Here is a 20,513-nt window from a genome sequence, read left to right as displayed (position 1 = left end):
CCCTTTTTTTACATATTTAACTCATTAACAACATTAATGAGCGAGTCGGAAGACGAAGATACTAGCGTAGCGCCCTGCGATAATTCAGTAATTAAATTGGAAATGGCTGAAATATCTCTTGATGTATTTACATATTGCTGTTGAATACCAGAAACTGCATCAGCAATATCATTAAATGACTTGGATAAGCTTTCTTGTGTATTGACGCTATGCTGAATTTTTTGATCAACATTGATAACTGAATTAGCCATAGTCGTAATATTACTTTCCGTTTCCTTAATAAGATGAGAAACATTTTGGACGGCGTTTTTTGTTTCCTCAGCAAGTTTACGAACTTCCTCAGCAACCACCGCAAAACCTTTCCCATGTTCTCCTGCTCGTGCTGCCTCAATAGAAGCATTTAATGCTAATAAATTGGTTTGATCTGCAATGCCTGTAACTAGCCCAACGATTTCAGAAATTTTTTGAGAAGAGGTACGTAGTTGGTTCATCGTTACCTCAAGACCATTGACACTTTGCAAAATAACTTGGATTAAATCATTTTGTTCTTTCAACTGCTGTTGACCACGTCTTGATTTTTCTTGTGTATCTGCTACGAAGCTCAATCCTTGCTTAGTCGCTACAGCAATATCATCTGTTTGTGAGGAGATCACTAATAATGAAGCGGCTGTTTCTTCACTAATGGCATTAAGCTCCTCAGCAGTACTTTGGATTGTCGTGACAAGGGAATTTTTTGTTGCATCTGCTACTGAGCGAATACGCTCTTCCTCTTTTTCATAGGCCTCAATCACAAGCTGTTGCTCAAAATTAATGATTTTACAAAAAGCGTTTATAGCACGAATAGCATCTGTTTTAGAAATATCCACTTCGTTCACAAAGTTTGCAAAAGTAGTAGTGAGTGATTGGAATGAGGCAATATACCACTTTGACTGCAAGCCAATTCGAACGTGAGCCTCAGCAATGGCTTTTCGTTCAGCAATGTAGGCATCATTAATATGACTTTCAAAAATGTCGCTTAAATGTTTATGTAACGTGATTTTCAAACGATCAATATGTGATGTTCTATTAATAATATCAAGTAAATCTTGGCTCAAACTAATGGCTGCATAAAATTTCTCCACCATTTCAGGAATTAAGTCTTTAGCTAAGGGCTGTAGTTGCTTAATAATAGCTAAATCCTCAAGTGTTAAATTTAAAAGTTGTAATTGTTTTTGAAGATTGGGGTGGTTCAATACATCTAGTTGTACACTGCTCTTAAAATTTTCTGGTGTTAATGTAATTGAGTAGCTAGAACTACTATTTTTTGAAAACCAACTCATTATTATTTGCTCCATTCTTAATATCCATTATAAATTGTAAGTAAATAAGCACTTTTGAAATTTGTTAGGTTTGTAAATTTAATAAATAAATGGGCTTAAATCTATTTTACTATTATTTGCTGAATATTTGGTTAAAAAATTGGTTATTTCTTTATTTTTTTACTTTATTGTTAGTCCAAATGGTGAAGCGATGTAAATTTGAATTTAAAATAGGAAACCTGTAAAATACGAACTGTTTAGCAATATAAAAATCGTACGAAAAAAAGAATGGGAGGAGGGATAGTATGGAGAAAAAACGCTTTAAATTTGTTATTCCTGTCATGGTGATTGTTGCAATTGGTTCTGTTTATATGCTACGAAACTATTATGCTGAGGTACCAGATGTTGAGCAATTATTAATTACAATATGTGCAGCTTTAGGATCAGGGGTATTAGCCTATTTTTTATTTCCACAGCAGGGCGATAATAAAATTGATGATAGAGGACCGTATTAATTAATTAAAAAACTGCTCGTTTCACAACAAAACGAGCAGTCTTTTTTTATGGTTTAAATAGTTTAAACCATCCCTTATGTTTAAAGATGGCCAGCATAAAGATAACGATAATTATCATAATTCCAAGTACAATAAAATAGCTATATTGTCCATGAAGCTCCGGCATATTATCGAAATTCATTCCATATACACCAGCAATGAAGGTAAGTGGGATAAAGATTGTTGAGACAATTGTTAGAGTCATCATAATGCCATTCATGCGACTCGAACTCATAGCCATATAACTATCTCGCATATCCGCGGTAAGCTCTCGATTGGATTCAACCATCTCTGTTAGCTTAAGTAGATGGTCGTAGATATCTCCAAAATAAGCTCTTTCTGATTTCTTTAATGAGAAACGGTAAGAATTAAGAACGCGATATAAAAGATCACGCATTGGTAAAATAGTACGTCTTAAATCAAGTAAGTCACTACGGAACTCGAAGACAATTTTCATGGCATTTACATTGCTTTGGTATGTAAGTTCACCTTCTAAAGCATTTAGATGATCTTCAATTTTGTAAACGAGTGGAAAATAACTATCAACGATTTTATCAATGGTTTGATACGTTAAGTATACAGTACCGCGCTCCCAATTCTTCGGTTGGTTTTCCAGCATCTTCTGCACCTTATCTATTTCAGGGACAGGATTTTTATGGAAGGTTACGATAAATTTATTGGAGGCAAATATATTAACCTCCTCCGCAGCTAACGTCTCTTCATTCACTCGATGAATGACAAAGAAATGAAAATCATCATAAAAGTCTAGCTTCGGACGCTGTAATCTCATTAAGCAATCTTCAATAGCAAGAGGGTGAAAATGAAAAAATGTATCCAACAATGATTCTTCCTCGGCTGTAGGACAATTAAAATCAACCCAATACCATTCAAATTCTTGCTGATGTATCTCCTCTAAGGGAAAATCTTTTAACAGATGTTGTTGTTTTGTAATGCCAATGGTGCTTATCACGGTTTTCACCTCAAATTATTTACTACAAAATAGTTAGTGCTCCTCTTTAAAGCATACCCATCCACCGAACAAAGTAGTGGCAAAAAATCTAGAAGGTTTAGTAAAGCCTGCCCTTTGTAAAAGTGTTACAATTTCCTCTTCACTCATAAAAGAAAGAGAACGAATGGATTTTTCCATCTCTGCTAATTCAGACAAAGAAAGTCTAGTATGCTGTTGCCAATAGGAACGCCATAAATCAAATTGTAGTTCTGTTTCTAAAGAGCCTAGCTGACCATATTTTGAAACAAGGACAAATGGTGCTCCAGGTTTTAAATGTTTTGCTATTTCTTTTATCGTGTCTAGCTTTTCTTTATAGTCCTGAATAAAATGCAAGACGAGAACACAGCTTGCTGCATCATACTGTGAGAAGGGCAGCGAAGCATCTAGTATTGTAGCCTGATGGAATGACATATTATTTGGTAGAGCGAGTAAACGCTCTTTAGCTATGCTAAGCATGGATGCTGATGGATCAATGCCAGTGAATGACCAATGTGGCCTTCCTTCTGCCAGCTGTATAATTTCATTGCCGCTCCCTGCTCCCACGATTAACATGTTAGCATTTTCTGGTAGTCTAGAGTGATAAAAAGTTTGTATTAAACGTAGCATGGCATCATAACTAGGCAATGTACGGCGAATACCCTTTTCATATTCATTTGCTAATGTGTTGTTAAATTCCAACTCTCCTCACAGCCTTTCAAAAAAATTTTAAAAAATCCTTTTAAATGTGAAACTATTGCGGGTATAGTTCCGTAAATAGTAGTACATAAAACATAGATAAAGTTCAAAGAAAGGGTTGATATATATGGAGACTAAATGGTCTAAAGTAATCATACACGCAAGTGCATTTTTTGCGCCATGGTTAGTGCCCATTATTTTCTTTTTAATTAGTTCTGATGAGGAAGTAAAGGCAATTTCTATTCAAGCATTGCTATTCCAAATTGTCATGGGTGTTTTAATTGCTATCTCTGTTGTTTTAAGCTTTGTCCTTATTGGCTTACCATTTTTAATCATTTTCGGCATTATGCTATTTGTGGTACCGATTATTGGTATCGTAAAAGCATTGTCTGATGAACCTTGGCGCTATCCAATTGTTGGTCGCTGGGTATAATTTTCATAGACGCAAGTATATGCTAGTTGCATATGCTTGCGTTTTTTCTATGACTAATAAGGGTACATTAAATGTATGAGGAAATTATTAACCGTACACAAATAATTAAAAAAGTGCTCTTTTTGTTGCCTTAAAGGGCATTTTCAAGACTTTCCACTTTTCTATGGGCGAAATCATTGCAATTTTTTTCAGGCGTTTTGTATAATATACTCAAAGAAAGTCAAAGATAGTCAAAGTCAGTGAAGCAAGCGAGGTGTATTCCTAAAATGCGTAATATATCAGACATCATAGAGGGTTACTTAAAGCAAGTACTTGAATTAGGTGGAGAAGGGCATATTGAAATTAAACGTAGTGAAATCGCTGATAAATTTCAATGTGTACCATCACAAATAAATTATGTCATTAATACAAGATTTACTGCCGAGCGGGGTTACCTTGTTGAGAGCAAACGTGGTGGTGGTGGATACATTCGAATTTTACGTGTCCGCGCGAATTCACAGATTGATTTAATCGACGATGTTCTCCGGCAAATTGAAGGTGGAGCATCTCAAACGATGGCGGAAGATTTGGTTTATCGACTCATTGATGAGCAGGTAATTTCCAAGCGAGAAGCGAAATTAATGTTAGCAGCAATTGATCGCTCCACGATCGACCTGCATCTCCCATTAAGAGATGTCATTCGATCAAAAATATTGCGAGCAATGCTGACAACAATTAAATATGAACAACAAAAATAGTGAGGTGATGGAAATGATATGCGAACATTGTAAACAACGTAATGCGACAGTTACAGTAACACAAGTTCAAAGTGGGCAAAAAGTAGAGCATCATTATTGTGACGTCTGCGCCTCACAATTCCATCCATTTCATGCAGAGTTTAAACAAGAGCCAGTATCTATTCAACAGTTATTGTCTAACTGGTTTGGCTCTCCTACATGGCAAAAGGTGGGGGAAAAACAACAGGTACAACCACAACAGCAAACATGCCCACAATGTGGATTTTCGTATAAGCAATTTTTAAAAGAAGGAAAATTCGGGTGCCCAAGCTGTTATGACACATTTGGTGATCATTTGCCAAAGCTATTTAATCGCATTCAGGCAGGTCCACAACACATTGGTAAAATGCCTGGTGCTCGCAGTAATGTGTATGTTATTAAAAAGCAAATAGAAGATATCCGCAAGCGTATGAAATCCGCCGTAGATGAAGAACAGTTTGAAGAAGCGGCGAAGCTACGTGATGAAGTCAAAGAGCTAGAGAAGCATCTACAATTTGAAGGTGGTGATGTGTCATGATGATTGAATCATTTTTAGAGCGTGCGACACCAACTTGGATGCATATCAAAGATGATTACTCAGATATCGTCATTAGTACACGGATACGCCTCGCACGAAATTTAGATGGGTATCGTTTTCCATTAGCGTTTTCAGAGAATGAGGCACTGCAGGTAGAACAGGCTGTTACACATGCTGTAAGCGATAGCCCAATGCTTCAAAATGATTATGCTTATTTTGCTATAAAGGATTTATCGCCTTTACAGCGTCAAATTCTTGTAGAAAAGCATTTGATTAGCCCACAACTGGCTAAAAAAGAGCAAGTGGGCTCTATACTACTTTCTGAAGATGAATCCGTGAGCATTATGGTGAATGAAGAGGATCATTTACGCATTCAATGTATGACAGCAAGTTTTCAACTTCAAAGTGCCTATGAACAAGCAAATAAGATTGATCGTATCCTAGAGAAAGTATTACCGTATGCTTTTCGAGATACTTTTGGTTATTTAACAAGTTGTCCAACGAATATTGGTACGGGTCTACGAGCGTCAGTCATGATGCATTTACCCGCTCTTACATTAACAGGGCAAATGAATCAAATTATAAATGCCATGACACGCTTAGGAATGACTGTAAGAGGTATATATGGTGAAGGAAGCGAAAATTTAGGGAATGTTTATCAAGTGTCTAACCAAATTACACTTGGAAAGACAGAGGAAGATATTTTAGCAGACATACAAAGTGTCGCTGAAAAGATTATTCAAAAAGAACGACATGCAAGAGGTAAATTAATGGAAAAGGCAGAGCTTGCGCTAGAAGATCGAGTATATCGGGCTTTAGGCACCCTTACACATGCGAGAATTTTAACAAGTGAGGAAGCCGCGACTTGCCTATCTAATGTTCGTTTAGGAGTAGATTTACAATTGATTGATGGTATACAAGCAACGACCTTAAATGAATGTGTTGTTAGTATGCAACCAGGTTTTTTACAGCACTATGCAGGTGAGGCATTACCACCTGCTGAGAGGGATCGTGTTCGAGCGGAGATGCTTCGTGAGACATTATCTCAAGAACATGCGAATAAGCCTATAAATGGGGAAAAAGGAGAGGATTTATATGATGTTTAATCGTTTTACACAACGCGCGCAAAAAGTATTACAGCTTGCTCAGGAAGAGGCTATTCGTTGGAAGCACGAATCTATCGGTACAGAGCATATTCTATTAGGGCTTATACGTGAAGGCGGCGGTATTGCTGCGAAAGCGTTAGAAGCCATTGATATTAGTCCTCAAATGATTGAAGCTGGCATTGAAGAATTAGTTGGTAAGGGCAAAGAAGATGTCGGTCCAATCGTTCATTATACGCCAAGAGCTAAGAAAGTAATTGAATTATCTGTTGATGAGTCACGTAAATTAGGTCACTCCTATATTGGCACAGAGCATTTATTACTGGCGCTTATACGTGAAGGTGAGGGCGTGGCAGCTCGCGTTTTAAACAATGCGGGAGTTGGTTTAAATAAGGCTCGCCAGCAAGTATTATTGCTATTAGGTAATAATGATAATGCCCAATCTGGCCAACAAGCAGCTCAAGCTGCCAATACACCAACATTAGATAGTCTAGCACGTGATTTAACACAAATTGCACGTGAAGGTACATTAGACCCTGTTATTGGCCGAAGCAAGGAAATTACACGAGTTATTGAAGTTTTATCGCGTCGTACGAAAAATAACCCTGTATTGATTGGTGAGCCAGGTGTTGGTAAAACAGCGATTGCTGAAGGATTGGCACAGCAAATTATTAATAACGAAGTGCCAGAAATCCTTCGAGACAAACGTGTAATGACACTAGATATGGGGACAGTTGTTGCAGGTACAAAATATCGTGGAGAATTTGAAGATCGTTTGAAAAAAGTGATGGATGAAATTCGCCAAGCAGGCAACATCATTTTATTTATTGACGAATTGCATACATTAATCGGTGCGGGTGGTGCTGAAGGTGCGATTGATGCATCAAATATCTTAAAACCATCTTTAGCACGTGGTGAGCTGCAATGTATTGGTGCCACAACACTTGATGAGTACCGTAAGTACATTGAAAAGGATGCTGCTTTAGAGCGCCGTTTCCAACCAATCCAAGTGGATGAGCCGACAGTGGAAGAGGCTATTCTAATTATTCAAGGCTTACGTGATCGTTATGAAGCGCATCACCGTGTAAAAATTACAGATGAAGCGATTGAAGCAGCCGCAAAAATGAGTGATAGATATATTTCTGACCGCTTCTTACCAGATAAAGCGATTGACTTAATCGATGAAGCAGGTTCTAAAGTACGCTTACGCTCATTCGCAGTGCCACCAAACTTAAAGGCGCTCGAGGATAAGCTTGAAAATGTTCGTTCTGAAAAAAATGCAGCCGTATCCGGTCAAGAATTTGAAAAGGCAGCAGCGCTAAGAGATACGGAGCAAAAGCTGAAGGATGAAATTGAAGCCACTCGAAAAAATTGGAAAGAAGAGCAAGGTAAAGCCGAATCTAAGGTGACTGTGGATGATGTAGCAGCAGTTGTATCAATGTGGACAGGAATCCCAGTTGCTAAAATTGCTTCCGAAGAATCTTCGAAGTTACTACAGCTTGAAGAAGAATTACACAAACGTGTAGTAGGGCAAGGTGAAGCGGTAGAAGCGATTTCTCGTGCAATACGTCGTGCAAGAGCAGGCTTAAAAGATCCAAAACGACCAATTGGTTCATTTATCTTCTTAGGACCTACAGGTGTTGGTAAAACAGAGCTTGCAAGAGCACTGGCTGAAGTAATGTTTGGCGATGAGGATGCGATGATTCGTGTTGATATGTCCGAGTATATGGAGAAACATTCGACTTCTCGTTTAGTAGGTTCACCTCCAGGCTATGTAGGCTTCGATGATGGTGGCCAACTGACAGAGAAAGTTCGCCGTAAGCCATATTCAGTCGTTTTATTAGATGAAATTGAAAAGGCACATCCTGATGTATTCAATATTCTATTGCAAGTGCTTGAAGATGGTCGTTTAACAGACTCTAAGGGACGTGTAGTAGACTTCCGCAATACAGTGGTCATTATGACTTCAAACGTTGGTGCGGATGCATTAAAATACCAAAAGAGCCTTGGTTTCAATGTAGGTGGTGCAGAGTCTAAGCATAAAGACATGAAGGGTACGATGTTAGAAGAATTGAAAAAAGCATTCCGTCCAGAATTCTTAAACCGTATCGATGAAATGATTGTCTTCCACGCATTAGAAAAAGAGCACTTAAAAGAAATCATTGCGATGATGGGCAATGCTTTAACAAAACGCTTGAAAGAGCAAGACATTTCGTTAGAGCTAACAGATGCGGCACTTGAAAAAATTGCTGAAGAAGGCTATGACCCTCAATATGGTGCTCGTCCACTACGTCGTGCATTACAAAAACAAGTAGAGGATCGATTATCGGAAGAATTACTAAAAGGTAATGTAGAAAAGGGTAATCAGGTTGTCATTGATTATGTAAACGATGAGTTTGTTGTAAAGAAAAAAGAGGGAGTATCCATCTCTAAATAATTTCAAGGAAAGACAGTAAGGCTTTAAGTGCCAAGCTGTCTTTTTTTCTGTACAATTAAGGATAAGAACAAATATTCGAGGTGAAAGCATTTTGGCAAAGAAAAAAACGAAATTTGTATGTTCAGGCTGTGGCTATGAATCTGCTAAATGGATGGGAAGATGTCCAGGGTGTGGTGAATGGAATAAAATGGTCGAAGAAGTGGAGATGGTTGCTAAAGGTCCACGTGGAGCATTTCAACATTCTGCTACAGTTACCCAAAAGGCAATCCCGATTATCCAGGTGGAAGCAACTGAGGAATCGCGTGTAGTAACAGAAATGGGCGAGCTCAATCGTGTATTAGGCGGCGGCATTGTACCTGGTTCTCTAGTATTAATTGGGGGCGATCCCGGAATAGGGAAATCAACATTACTATTACAGGTTTCCGCATTACTCTCAAATAAAGGGCATCGCGTACTTTATATTTCTGGAGAGGAATCCATTCGTCAAACGAAATTACGAGCAGAGCGTTTAGGAGTGATTTCTCAAGAGCTTTACATATATTCCGAAACAAACCTAGAGTTTTTAAATCAAACCATTGATGAAGTCCAACCTAAATTTGTCATTGTGGATTCTATACAAACGGTCTTTCATCCAGAAGTAACAAGCGCCCCAGGTAGTGTATCACAGGTTCGTGAATGTACAGCTGAGCTTATGCGAATCGCTAAAACTAAAGGTATTGCTATTTTTCTAGTAGGGCATGTAACAAAAGAGGGGCAAATAGCTGGGCCACGTATTTTAGAACACATGGTTGATACTGTACTGTATTTTGAAGGGGAAAGACATCATAATCATCGTATTTTACGAAGCCAAAAAAATCGCTTTGGTTCTACAAATGAAATTGCCATATTTGAAATGCTTCAGGGTGGGTTAAAGGAAGTTCTAAACCCTTCTGAGTTATTTTTACAGGAGCGTTCACAAGGTGCGGCGGGGTCAACTATTGTTGCATCAATGGAGGGGACAAGGCCTATCCTTGTTGAAATTCAATCCTTAGTTACACCTACAAGCTTTAACTATCCTAAACGTATGGCCACAGGTGTCGATCAAAACCGAGTACAATTGCTAATGGCTGTACTAGAAAAGCGTATGGGTCTCATGCTACAAGCTCAGGATGCATATATTAAAGTTGCTGGTGGTGTCAAGCTGGATGAGCCAGCTATAGATTTAGCAGTGTTGACAAGCATTGTATCTAGTTTTAAGGATCAGGCAGTGCGTGCAACGGATTGCTTTATTGGTGAGGTAGGACTGACAGGTGAGGTCCGTCGAGTGTCACGTATAGAACAGCGAGTCATTGAAGCGGCGAAGCTTGGATTCAAAAGAGCTTTCATTCCAGCTTCGAATATCGGTGGTTGGGAATTTCCACAGGGAATTGAAATTGTTGGTGTAGAAACGATAAAGGATGCTTTAAATGCATGCTTTAGAGAGCTATAAAGGAGATTGTGCATGTTGGACATTATGCTGACATGCATTTTCCTTCATTTTTAATGCTAATATCGGAAACTCAAATAAAGGAATCATCGTCCTAAATAATAGCTGATGTAGGAATAAAGGATTGTCATCTATTACATGCAAAAATAGAAATTTGTAAAATTATGTCTAACTAACTTATCCTTGTTTCACAACATCAAAAATAATGAGAATTTGATTGAGCTCATGAAAGATTTTCTGCCGTAAACTATGTATAATCTTAACTAACAATTAGGAGGTGACAGCTTGTGAAAAAATTTGTTCAAATTGCGTTTTTACTGATTGGAGGAGCATTGGGCCTTGTTTTCTTACCGCCATTATACGAATTGCTTCATTTATCATCTAATCCTTGGCTAGATAATCCTTATGTATCAGTAGCTCTAGGCGCACTTTTACTGTTTACACTATCTTTTGCATTTTCCGATTACTTTGTAAGGCTCATTAGCTGGATGGAAGAAGTTCTGTTTAAGGTTCCTATCGGAGATTTATTATTTGGTACGTTTGGTTTAATAATTGGGTTGATTGTCGCTTACTTTTTAGGCTTTGCCATTGATAGTGTAAAATTCCCTGTTATTACGGAAGTACTCCCTATTATCCTGTCATTTGTATTAGGGTATTTAGGTTTCCGTCTAGGTTTTAGAAAAAGAGATGAGCTCATACAGCTTTTTACATTACGAAGTGGCAATACGAAGAAAAAAGCTAGTGAAGGTGCTGAAGTTCAAGAGGTTCGTGGAAGCTACAAACTGCTAGATACAAGTGTGATTATCGATGGTCGTATTGCTGATATTTCTGAAACAGGCTTCATTGAGGGTATCTTAGTTGTACCTCAATTTGTGCTCACAGAGCTTCAGCATATAGCTGATTCTTCCGACACCTTAAAGCGCACAAGAGGTCGGCGTGGTTTAGATATATTAAAAAAACTACAAGATGAACGTAAGACAAAAGTTGAAATTACGGACGAGGATTTTGAAGATGTACAAGAGGTAGATTTAAAGCTTGTACGTCTTGCAAAAAAAATGGGTAACGACACACAAATTGTTACGAATGATTTTAACCTGAATAAAGTCTGTGAACTCCATCATGTAAAAGTATTAAATATTAATGATTTAGCGAATGCAGTGAAGCCTGTGGTCATACCAGGTGAGGACATGCAGGTTGTGGTTATAAAGGATGGTAAAGAGCATAACCAAGGAGTTGCCTATTTAGATGATGGAACGATGATTGTAGTTGAAGGTGGTCGTAGTTATATTGGACAGGCAATTACAGTTACAGTTACTAGTGTGCTGCAAACATCGGCAGGTCGTATGATCTTTGCTAAGCCGAAGGACGATTAGGATGTGGGAAAATGCAATATGAAGTGGTTCTACCTGCTGCTGGAAGTGGGAAGCGTATGGGTGCAGGGCAAAATAAATTATTTTTAAAGCTTTTGGAGAAGCCTATTCTGGTACACACGCTAGAAGTGTTTCAACAAGATCCCTCTTGCACAGGTATTTGGCTGGCCGTTAAACCAGAAGAACGTGCATATATTCAAAAAATGCTAGAGGACTATCAGATTACCAAAGTGAAGGGCTTACCTGATGGAGGTGCTGAGCGACAGCATTCGGTTCATTCGTGTATGAAAGAGATGCAACAGGTAGATATTGTGCTTGTTCATGACGCAGCACGCCCGTTTATTACGCATGATATTATTGCAAAGCTTGTACAGAACGCCCATAATCACGGTGCAGCAATTGCAGGGGTTCGTGCGAAAGATACGATGAAAAAAGTATCAATGAATGGCATTATAGAGGAAACGGTTGATCGAGAAAGCCTTTGGATGGTGCAAACTCCACAAGCATTCCGTTTTGAATTAATTATGGAAGCAGAGGACGTAGCTGAAAAAGTAGGTTTTCTTGGGACAGATGAGGCGATGCTAATGGAGCGTCTCGGACATCAGGTACACATCGTAGAAAGTAGTTATGAAAATGTAAAAATGACAACACAAGAAGACTTAGTATTTGGTGAGGCAATCTTGCGTAAGCGTGGATCATTCAATCATTAAGAAATATAGGCTATTCATTCGTAGTTTGTTGAGGATGGATAGTCTTTTTTATTTGTTTTGGTTGGGTAAAAGTCCATGGTGCAGGAATACCTCTTGGTTGCGAATTATGTCCATTATATATGTATGATAATGACATCCTTATAGCCGAATGAGAAACGAAGGCTAGGAAAAGGATAAAAAGTTAGAATAAGCTCACATAAAGTGGTTTTATCCGTGTATGATCGTTTTACGTGTAAAATGAAATAGTGGATATATGATTAATAAGGTAATAGAATAGATGAAAAGATGTGAGGGGTGTTTATTGTGTCATTAAATGATTGGTTAAATCAAAAGGTTCCAGAAATTACAGGTTCATTAACTAGTATAAATAAACAGTACATCGACGTTGACAACTCAATAGGCTTTGATGGACGGGATCGGGTTATAAAAATAATAGATAATTTCCATGAGGTGCTGTTTCCTGGCATTTATATGACAAGACCGATTGATGAAACAAGGGTGAACGTAGTTTGCAGTAATAAGCTGCGTGAAACGGCATTAGATTTGCGGGATATTATCGAAAAAGTATTATTTTATAATATGGAGGACAGTGACCCTGCCAATTGCGAGAAGTATTGCCGTGAACAAGCAGACAAAATTGTTATGAATTTGATTAATCGATTTCCTGCCATTCGCCAAGTGCTACAAACAGATATTCAAGCGGCATATAATGGTGACCCAGCAGCTCTCTCCACAGAAGAAATTTTACTAAGCTATCCATCTATTGTGGCTGTTTATATTCACCGCATTGCACATGAGTTATACGAAATGGGCGTACAAATTGTGCCTCGAATTATGTCAGAATATGCGCACCGATTAACGGGTATCGATATTCATCCAGGGGCTACAATAGGAGAATCATTCTTTATTGACCACGGAACAGGTGTCGTTATTGGTGAAACTTGTACTATCGGAAAGAATGTAAAAATTTATCAAGGTGTAACATTAGGTGCACTAAGCTTCCCGTTAGATGAAAATGGTAATCCAATTAAAGGCATTAAACGTCATCCGAATATTGCTGACAATGTTGTCATTTATGCTGGTGCCACTATTTTAGGGGGCGAGACGACGATTGGGCACGATTCCGTTTTAGGAAGTAATATTTGGCTAACACACTCTGTTCCTCCTTATTCACGTGTCTATAATTCACAGCCATCTCCGAATATTAGCAACAGTCAAATGAAAAATATAGAGTATCATATTTAATGAATGTAGGGCAGTCTAGAGAGTGTAGCTTTCTAAACTGCCCATTACTGCTATAGGAGGATAATTATTAAGGCGCTTTTCAAACAACCTATGGCAAATTTTGATATGATAATGATAAATATTAATTAAAGGAAGATGAATATGTTTCGAATTGGACAAGGTTTTGACGTACATGCATTTGAAGAAGGTCGTCCATTAATTATTGGTGGCATTACCATTCCGCATGAAAAAGGACTAGTAGGACATTCAGATGCGGATGTTCTTTTACACACTGTCACAGATGCAGCTCTAGGAGCAATTGGAGAAGGGGATATTGGCCGTCATTTTCCAGATACAGACCCTGCATTTAAGGACGCGGATTCTGCAAAATTATTAGAGTACATTTGGAAAATTGTTGAGGATAAGGGCTATTCTCTAGGTAATGTGGATTGTACCATTATGGCACAGCGCCCTAAAATGGCACCCTATATTGGACAGATGCAACAGCGTATCGCTGAATTATTACACGCAGAGCCTTCACAGGTAAATGTTAAAGCAACGACAACTGAACGATTAGGTTTTACAGGTCGTGAGGAAGGTATTGCGGCAATGGCAACAATTCTTTTGATTAAGAAATAAATGTGGATGAACCCCGCTTTTATTTCCTGTAACAGAGTGGTAAAATGAACAAAGTCAATTTTTGATCGAAAATTTAGGAGGCTTTTAATTATGACGAAAGAAGTTCGCGTTCGTTACGCGCCATCTCCAACAGGTTATTTACATATCGGTGGAGCGCGTACAGCATTATTCAATTATTTATATGCAAAACATCATAACGGTAAATTCATTGTACGTATTGAAGATACGGATATTGAACGTAATGTAGAGGGCGGAGAAGCATCTCAGCTAGATAACCTAAAATGGTTAGGTATTGAATATGATGAGTCCATTGATATTGGTGGACCTTATGCGCCTTATCGTCAAATGGAACGTCTTGATATTTATAAAGAGCATGCTGAAAAACTATTAGAGCAAGGTGTAGCCTACAAGTGTTTCTGTTCTTCTGAAAAGCTTGAAGCTTCTCGAGAAGAACAAAAAGCAAGAGGTGTAGCTGCGCCTACTTATGATGGTACATGTCGCCACTTATCAGCAGATGAAGTCGCTGCTAAAGAAGCTGCAGGTGAGCCATACACAATCCGTATGCGTGTACCTGAAAATGTAACATACGAATTTGAAGATTTAGTTCGTGGACAAGTTACATTTGAGTCTAAAGATATTGGTGATTGGGTACTTGTAAAAGCAAATGGTATTCCAACATATAACTATGCAGTTGTTTTAGACGATCACTTTATGGAAATTTCTCACGTATTCCGTGGTGAGGAGCATTTATCGAATACACCAAAGCAAATGATGATTTTTGATGCATTTGGTTGGGAATATCCTCGCTTTGGTCATATGACATTAATTATTAATGAAAACCGTAAAAAACTATCTAAGCGTGATGAATCGATTATTCAATTTGTTACGCAATATAAAGATTTAGGTTATCTTCCTGAAGCAATGTTTAACTTCTTTGCACTACTTGGTTGGTCTCCAGAGGGAGAGGAAGAGATTTTCTCAAAAGAAGAATTTATCAAAATTTTTGATGAAAAACGTCTTTCAAAATCACCATCTATGTTTGATAAGCAAAAGCTAACATGGATGAATAATCAATATATTAAAAAACTGTCTTTAGAAGAAGTTGTAGCATTATCTTTACCTCACCTACAAAAAGCAGGCTTGTTACCTGAAGAGCTTACTGCGGAGCAACGTGCTTGGGCGACGGATTTAATCGCACTTTATCATGACCAAATGAGTTTTGGCGCAGAAATTGTCGAATTATCTAGCCTATTCTTTAACGACCATATTGAATATGATGAAGAAGCAAAAGAGGTTTTAGCAGGAGAGCAAGTACCTGAAGTAATGGCAGCATTTAAAGCACAATTGGAAGAGCTAGAAGAGTTTACACCAGATGCGGTAAAAGCTGCGATTAAAGCTGTACAAAAGACAACTGGTCATAAAGGTAAAAATCTGTTTATGCCAATCCGTGTTGTGACAACAGGTGAAACACATGGACCAGAGTTGCCGAACGCCATTTGTTTAATTGGTAAAGAGAAAGCAATTGACCGTGTAGAAAAATTTGCACAATAAAGATAAATTTATTGACAATTCATTCTTTCGTTGTAAAATGTATTTACATTGAAAAAGCGTTGATAAGGAGAAGTAAGTGGCGCATGCTCTTAAGAGAGGACCATCACCGGCTGAAAGTGGTCTGAGCCTAGGCAAAACTGAAATGCACCTTTGAGCATAAAGCTGAACGATAGTAGGCTTTATCGAGTCATCCCCGTTAATGGATGTCCAAAGTGGAAGGCTTTTTGTCTTCAATCAGAGTGGAACCACGCAAATCGAGCGTCTCTGTCATTCCTTTTAGGAGTGATAGGGGCGCTTTTTTATTCAATAGAAAAGGAGAGTGAAATACAATGGGTATTCAAATTTTTAACTCATTAACACGACAAAAGGAAACCTTTGTACCGCTAGAAGAAGGCAAGGTAAAAATGTATGTCTGCGGTCCTACAGTTTATAACTATATCCATATTGGGAATTCACGTCCTGTAATTGTTTATGATACAGTACGTCGTTATTTTCAGTATAAAGGCTATGATGTAAAGTTTGTTTCCAATTTTACGGATGTAGACGATAAAATTATAAAAGCGGCAAATGAGCTAGGTGAAGAAGTGCATGAATTAACAGAGCGCTTTATTGCAGCTTATTTTGAGGATGTTATGGCACTAGGATGCAAAAAAGCAGATGTTCATCCACGTGTGACAGAGCATATGGACGATATCATTCAATTTATTCAAGTGTTAATGGAAAAGGGCTACGCTTATGAGTCTGCTGGAGATGTGTATTACCGTACTCGTAAATTTGATGGCTACGGTAAATTATCACACCAATCCGTTGATGATTTAAAAATCGGTGCTCGTATTGAAGCAGGCGAGAAAAAAGATGATGCGCTAGATTTCGCTTTATGGAAAGCAGCTAAGCCAGGTGAGATTTTCTGGGAAAGCCCATGGGGAGATGGCCGTCCAGGGTGGCATATTGAGTGTTCTGTAATGGCTCGTGAACATTTAGGAGATACTATTGATATTCATGCTGGTGGGCAGGATTTAACTTTCCCTCACCACGAAAATGAAATTGCTCAATCAGAGGCACACAATGATAAAACATTTGCGCGTTATTGGATGCATAACGGGTATATTAATATTGATAATGAAAAGATGTCCAAATCACTTGGGAATTTCATTCTTGTGAATGATATCCGTAAACAAATTGACCCGCAGATACTACGTTTCTTCATGTTATCTGTCCACTATCGTCATCCAATTAACTTTGCGAAGGACCTAGTAGAAGCTGCTTCATCAGGTTTAGAGCGTATTCGTACAGCTTACAACAATGTGAAGCATCGCCTTACTACTACAGTAAGCTTAGGTGATCATTCTGAAGAATGGCTGAACAAAATTGCGGAACAAAAAGCGCATTTTGAAGAGGCAATGGATGATGATTTTAATACAGCCAACGCTATTTCTGTGTTATTTGAAATAGCTCGCATTGCTAATATTTACTTAAATGAAACCAATACTTGCAAGAAGGTATTAGAAACCTTTATTGAAACCTTTGAAGTACTAGGTGACGTCTTAGGTATAGAATTTGCAAAAGAAGAAGAACTATTAGACGAAGAAATTGAAGCATTACTACAAGAGCGCGTCGAGGCACGTAAAAATCGTGATTTTGCTCGTTCTGATGAGATCCGTGACCATTTGCAAGCCCAAGGTATCATTTTAGAAGATACACGACAAGGAACTAGATGGAAACGAGGGTAATTAAGTTGGATAAACTTCGCAATGAAGATGTTAAACAATTAAATGCGCTGGCGTTAGCCTATATGGGTGATGCTGTATTGGAACAAAAGGTCCGAGAATATTTGCTACGCTCTGGTCGTGTTAAACCAAACACACTGCATCGAGAGGCAACTCGCTACGTTTCAGCAAAAGCACAATCTATGATCGTTCATCGCATGATGGATGAAAATTATTTAACAGAGGAGGAATTGGCAGTGTTCCGCCGTGGACGCAATGCCAAATCCGGCTCTGTACCAAAAAATACGGATGTCCAAACCTATCGTAATAGCTCAGGCTTTGAGGCGGTGCTTGGTAGTTTATATTTATTGAATGAACTAGAACGCGTCTACGAAATCATTGCATATGCTATTCAAATAATCGAGGAATCAAAAGGAGTGTCTAAATAATGGCAGAACAGAATGGTGAAATTATTGCCGGTAAAAACCCAGTGTTAGAAGCACTTCGTTCAGGCCGCGATATGAATAAAGTATGGATTGCAGAAGGTGTAAAGAAATCTGGTGTCAATGAACTGCTAGATTTAGCCCGTGAACGTGGTGTCATAGTTCAATTTGTTCCAAAAAAGAAAGTTGATCAATTATCAAGCGCCAATCATCAAGGAATCGTTGCTTCTGTTGCCGCTTATAAGTATGCTGAACTTGAGGATTTATTTGCAGCTGCAGCTCATAAACAGGAAGATCCTTTTTTCTTAATCTTAGATGAGTTAGAGGATCCTCATAATTTAGGGTCTATTATGAGAACGGCTGATGCTATAGGAGCACATGGTATTATTATCCCTAAGCGCCGATCAGTGAGTTTAACAGCAGTGGTGGCAAAGGCATCTACAGGAGCGATTGAACACGTTCCAGTTGTACGTGTAAACAATCTTGCTCAAACAATAGATGAATTAAAAGAACGCGGTATATGGATTGCAGGTACAGATGCAAAGGGATCTGTAGATTATCGAAAAATGGATGCAACATTACCATTAGCCATCATTATTGGCAGTGAGGGTAAAGGGATGGGGCGTTTATTAAAAGAAAAATGCGATTTTTTATATCACTTACCGATGGTTGGTCATGTCACATCACTGAACGCATCAGTAGCAGCAGCTTTATTAATGTACGAAGTGTATCGTAAACGTCAAGAAGCGATTGAATAACAATGAAAAACATTTTGCTTGTTGATGGCTATAATATGATTGGATCTTGGAAAGAGCTGCGGCCATTGCGTGATACGAATTTTGAGGATGCACGAAGAAGGTTGATAGAACTCATGGCTGAATATAAAGCAGCAATGGGTTGGCGCGTAATTATTGTTTTTGACGCACATCTTGTACCAGGAGTAGAGCAATCTTATATAGAAAATGATGTAGAAGTCATTTATACACGAAAAAATGAAACAGCAGATGAACGCATTGAAAAAATGACACACGAATTAAAGGCTAGAAATGTACAAATTCATGTAGCAACTTCTGATATGGCAGAGCAAAGTGTTATATTTGGGAATGGCGCCCTAAGGAAATCGGCTAGAGAGCTAGAAATTGATACAGGTATTATCCAACATAAAATTACCCACGATGTGAAGCGGAAGCAAGAAAGTAAGCCGCCTTCTCGTATAGAATTAAAGCCAGATGTTGCGCTCGCCTTTGAAAAATGGCGACGTGGGTTGAAATGATTGATTGACGCATATTTTCCAATTCCGTTATACTGTTTCTAATTATCTGTTGTGGCTGAGGTGATACCATGTTTAAAAATAGCATTGTACAAGTGACACAAGATTTTGAACGATTCAATGATGAAGAGCTTATTGAAATGGTGCATCAAGGTAATACAGATGCGTTGGATTATTTAATTACGAAATACCGTTTGTTAGTAAGGGCGAAGGCAAGATCCTATTTCTTAATCGGAGCAGATAAGGAAGACATTGTACAGGAGGGCATGATAGGCTTATATAAAGCTATTCGTGATTTTAAAGGAGATAAGCTTGCATCATTCAGGGCTTTTGCAGAGTTATGTATAACAAGACAGATTATTACGGCTATTAAAACAGCAACTAGGCAAAAGCATATACCTCTAAATTCCTATATCTCTTTGGACAAGCCTATATTCGACGAAGAGTCAGACCGAACGCTTATGGATGTACTAACGGGTGCTATTATGGATGATCCAGAAGAATTGATGATTCATAGAGAAGAGTTTGGATATTTAGAAGAAAAGATGAGTGAGATTTTAAGTGAGTTAGAGCTTCAAGTTTTAGCCTTATATCTAGACGGTCAATCTTATCATGAAATTTCCGCTAAATTAAATCGTCATGTCAAATCTATCGATAATGCATTGCAGCGGGTAAAGCGCAAATTAGAACGTCATTTAGTCCTTGAGGAAATGTCTTAGTCCATATAGGCCTTTATTGACATTGACAAATATAGGTGTTAGTCTTAAAAAGACAAAGTGCCGAAAAAGGTGATTATATGGCAAAAAAAGTCGTGCTAAATTGTGAGAAATGTGGTTCGAGAAATTACACGTTCCCAGCTAAAGAAGGTTCAACTGTACGTCTCGAATTAAAGAAATTTTGCTCGCATTGCAATGAACATACAATGCATAAACAAACGCTATAAAATGATATGTAAATAGACAGATTTGATTGATTCGGAGGTTAAGCTAGAATGGGCAAGATCAAAAGCTTTTTCAGCGATGTAATGTCAGAAATGCGCAAAACAAGCTGGCCGAAAAGTAAAGAACTGACGAAATATACAGTCGTTGTAATTTCAACTGTTGTCATTATGGCTTTATTTTTTGTGTTAGTTGACTTAGGTATTTCATCATTATTCCGCTGGTACTTAGATTTATAATTTAGTAAATAGCATATTTTTGAAATAGCCCGTCCATTGCAATAACGGGTTTTTTCGTTTGTTTTATCTTCATTCAGCAGAAAACTCCATCTAATTGGATTGATGAGATGGGTGAAGTGAAGCGCAAAGCAGTAAAATCTCCTCATTATGATAAAT

The 20,513-nt window shown here is 38.2% G+C and carries 22 protein-coding genes and 1 other annotated feature; of the genes, 19 read left to right on the top strand and 3 right to left on the bottom strand.

Annotated elements, in window-relative coordinates:
- Positions 1 to 8 precede the first annotated feature (8 nt).
- Positions 9 to 1,319, bottom strand: coding sequence for a globin-coupled sensor protein (locus MHB39_RS22875; protein WP_036077783.1), 1,311 nt, complete (start codon positions 1,317 to 1,319; stop codon positions 9 to 11).
- A 284-nt stretch (positions 1,320 to 1,603) separates the two neighbouring features.
- On the opposite strand from MHB39_RS22875, the gene MHB39_RS22870 reads away from it, so the two are divergent.
- Positions 1,604 to 1,813 carry a hypothetical protein gene (locus MHB39_RS22870; protein WP_036077781.1) on the top strand — a complete coding sequence of 70 codons (210 nt, stop codon included), beginning with the start codon at positions 1,604 to 1,606 and terminating at the stop codon, positions 1,811 to 1,813.
- Positions 1,814 to 1,859: 46 nt separating this feature from the next.
- Here MHB39_RS22870 and corA read toward each other — a convergent pair whose 3' ends face one another.
- On the bottom strand, positions 1,860 to 2,822 hold the full coding sequence (gene corA, locus MHB39_RS22865; protein WP_016992149.1) for a magnesium/cobalt transporter CorA: 963 nt from the start codon (positions 2,820 to 2,822) through the stop codon (positions 1,860 to 1,862).
- Positions 2,823 to 2,855: 33 nt separating this feature from the next.
- A complete protein-coding gene (locus MHB39_RS22860; RefSeq protein ID WP_342545459.1) occupies positions 2,856 to 3,539 on the bottom strand; it encodes a class I SAM-dependent methyltransferase in 684 nt (227 codons plus the stop codon).
- 124 nt (positions 3,540 to 3,663) lie between these two features.
- Between MHB39_RS22860 and MHB39_RS22855 the strand changes: the two genes are divergently transcribed.
- The 18 genes from MHB39_RS22855 (at position 3,664) to secE (ending at position 20,357) form a co-directional block, all read left to right on the top strand.
- Positions 3,664 to 3,969, top strand: coding sequence for a DUF4870 domain-containing protein (locus tag MHB39_RS22855; RefSeq protein ID WP_016992147.1), 306 nt, complete (start codon positions 3,664 to 3,666; stop codon positions 3,967 to 3,969).
- A 266-nt stretch (positions 3,970 to 4,235) separates the two neighbouring features.
- On the top strand, positions 4,236 to 4,706 hold the full coding sequence (locus MHB39_RS22850) for a CtsR family transcriptional regulator (protein WP_004233573.1): 471 nt from the start codon (positions 4,236 to 4,238) through the stop codon (positions 4,704 to 4,706).
- A gap of 13 nt (positions 4,707 to 4,719) precedes the next feature.
- Complete coding sequence (locus MHB39_RS22845) at positions 4,720 to 5,262, top strand: UvrB/UvrC motif-containing protein (RefSeq protein WP_016992146.1); 543 nt, start codon at positions 4,720 to 4,722, stop codon at positions 5,260 to 5,262.
- Complete coding sequence (locus MHB39_RS22840) at positions 5,259 to 6,368, top strand: protein arginine kinase (protein ID WP_036077777.1); 1,110 nt, start codon at positions 5,259 to 5,261, stop codon at positions 6,366 to 6,368. Before MHB39_RS22845 ends, MHB39_RS22840 begins: the two co-directional genes overlap by 4 nt.
- Positions 6,358 to 8,802: an ATP-dependent Clp protease ATP-binding subunit gene (locus MHB39_RS22835; RefSeq protein WP_016992144.1), complete on the top strand. Its 2,445-nt coding sequence runs from the start codon at positions 6,358 to 6,360 to the stop codon at positions 8,800 to 8,802. Before MHB39_RS22840 ends, MHB39_RS22835 begins: the two co-directional genes overlap by 11 nt.
- A gap of 91 nt (positions 8,803 to 8,893) precedes the next feature.
- Positions 8,894 to 10,270: a DNA repair protein RadA gene (radA, locus tag MHB39_RS22830; protein WP_342545458.1), complete on the top strand. Its 1,377-nt coding sequence runs from the start codon at positions 8,894 to 8,896 to the stop codon at positions 10,268 to 10,270.
- 284 nt (positions 10,271 to 10,554) lie between these two features.
- Positions 10,555 to 11,640, top strand: a complete 1,086-nt coding sequence (locus MHB39_RS22825; RefSeq protein ID WP_312124192.1) for a PIN/TRAM domain-containing protein — start codon at positions 10,555 to 10,557, stop codon at positions 11,638 to 11,640.
- Positions 11,641 to 11,651: 11 nt separating this feature from the next.
- Complete coding sequence (ispD, locus tag MHB39_RS22820; RefSeq protein WP_036077773.1) at positions 11,652 to 12,347, top strand: 2-C-methyl-D-erythritol 4-phosphate cytidylyltransferase; 696 nt, start codon at positions 11,652 to 11,654, stop codon at positions 12,345 to 12,347.
- Between the two features lie 303 nt (positions 12,348 to 12,650).
- Positions 12,651 to 13,592 carry a serine O-acetyltransferase EpsC gene (epsC, locus tag MHB39_RS22815; RefSeq protein ID WP_004233580.1) on the top strand — a complete coding sequence of 314 codons (942 nt, stop codon included), beginning with the start codon at positions 12,651 to 12,653 and terminating at the stop codon, positions 13,590 to 13,592.
- 141 nt (positions 13,593 to 13,733) lie between these two features.
- Positions 13,734 to 14,210, top strand: a complete 477-nt coding sequence (gene ispF, locus MHB39_RS22810) for a 2-C-methyl-D-erythritol 2,4-cyclodiphosphate synthase (RefSeq protein ID WP_004233581.1) — start codon at positions 13,734 to 13,736, stop codon at positions 14,208 to 14,210.
- A gap of 90 nt (positions 14,211 to 14,300) precedes the next feature.
- Positions 14,301 to 15,761, top strand: a complete 1,461-nt coding sequence (gene gltX, locus MHB39_RS22805; protein WP_016992141.1) for a glutamate--tRNA ligase — start codon at positions 14,301 to 14,303, stop codon at positions 15,759 to 15,761.
- Positions 15,762 to 15,811: 50 nt separating this feature from the next.
- Positions 15,812 to 16,030 (top strand) — a binding site (T-box leader).
- 60 nt (positions 16,031 to 16,090) lie between these two features.
- On the top strand, positions 16,091 to 17,491 hold the full coding sequence (cysS, locus tag MHB39_RS22800; RefSeq protein ID WP_342545456.1) for a cysteine--tRNA ligase: 1,401 nt from the start codon (positions 16,091 to 16,093) through the stop codon (positions 17,489 to 17,491).
- Positions 17,492 to 17,496: 5 nt separating this feature from the next.
- Positions 17,497 to 17,916 (top strand): Mini-ribonuclease 3, encoded by a 420-nt coding sequence (locus MHB39_RS22795; protein ID WP_016992139.1) that lies wholly within the window; start codon positions 17,497 to 17,499, stop codon positions 17,914 to 17,916.
- Complete coding sequence (gene rlmB, locus MHB39_RS22790; protein ID WP_342545455.1) at positions 17,916 to 18,668, top strand: 23S rRNA (guanosine(2251)-2'-O)-methyltransferase RlmB; 753 nt, start codon at positions 17,916 to 17,918, stop codon at positions 18,666 to 18,668. Before MHB39_RS22795 ends, rlmB begins: the two co-directional genes overlap by 1 nt.
- Before the next feature lie 2 nt (positions 18,669 to 18,670).
- Positions 18,671 to 19,183, top strand: coding sequence for an NYN domain-containing protein (locus MHB39_RS22785; protein WP_016992137.1), 513 nt, complete (start codon positions 18,671 to 18,673; stop codon positions 19,181 to 19,183).
- A 68-nt stretch (positions 19,184 to 19,251) separates the two neighbouring features.
- On the top strand, positions 19,252 to 19,899 hold the full coding sequence (gene sigH, locus MHB39_RS22780; RefSeq protein ID WP_004233587.1) for an RNA polymerase sporulation sigma factor SigH: 648 nt from the start codon (positions 19,252 to 19,254) through the stop codon (positions 19,897 to 19,899).
- A gap of 77 nt (positions 19,900 to 19,976) precedes the next feature.
- Positions 19,977 to 20,123 (top strand): 50S ribosomal protein L33, encoded by a 147-nt coding sequence (gene rpmG, locus MHB39_RS22775; protein ID WP_004233588.1) that lies wholly within the window; start codon positions 19,977 to 19,979, stop codon positions 20,121 to 20,123.
- 48 nt (positions 20,124 to 20,171) lie between these two features.
- The gene (gene secE, locus MHB39_RS22770; protein WP_004233589.1) at positions 20,172 to 20,357 is read left to right on the top strand and encodes a preprotein translocase subunit SecE; all 186 of its coding nucleotides are present in this window, start codon (positions 20,172 to 20,174) and stop codon (positions 20,355 to 20,357) included.
- Positions 20,358 to 20,513: the final 156 nt, after the last annotated feature.

The sequence above is a fragment of the Lysinibacillus sp. FSL K6-4013 genome (assembly GCF_038630435.1).
Taxonomy (GTDB): Bacteria; Bacillota; Bacilli; order Bacillales_A; family Planococcaceae; genus Lysinibacillus; species Lysinibacillus boronitolerans.
This window is presented reverse-complemented; position numbering and strand designations above follow the sequence as displayed.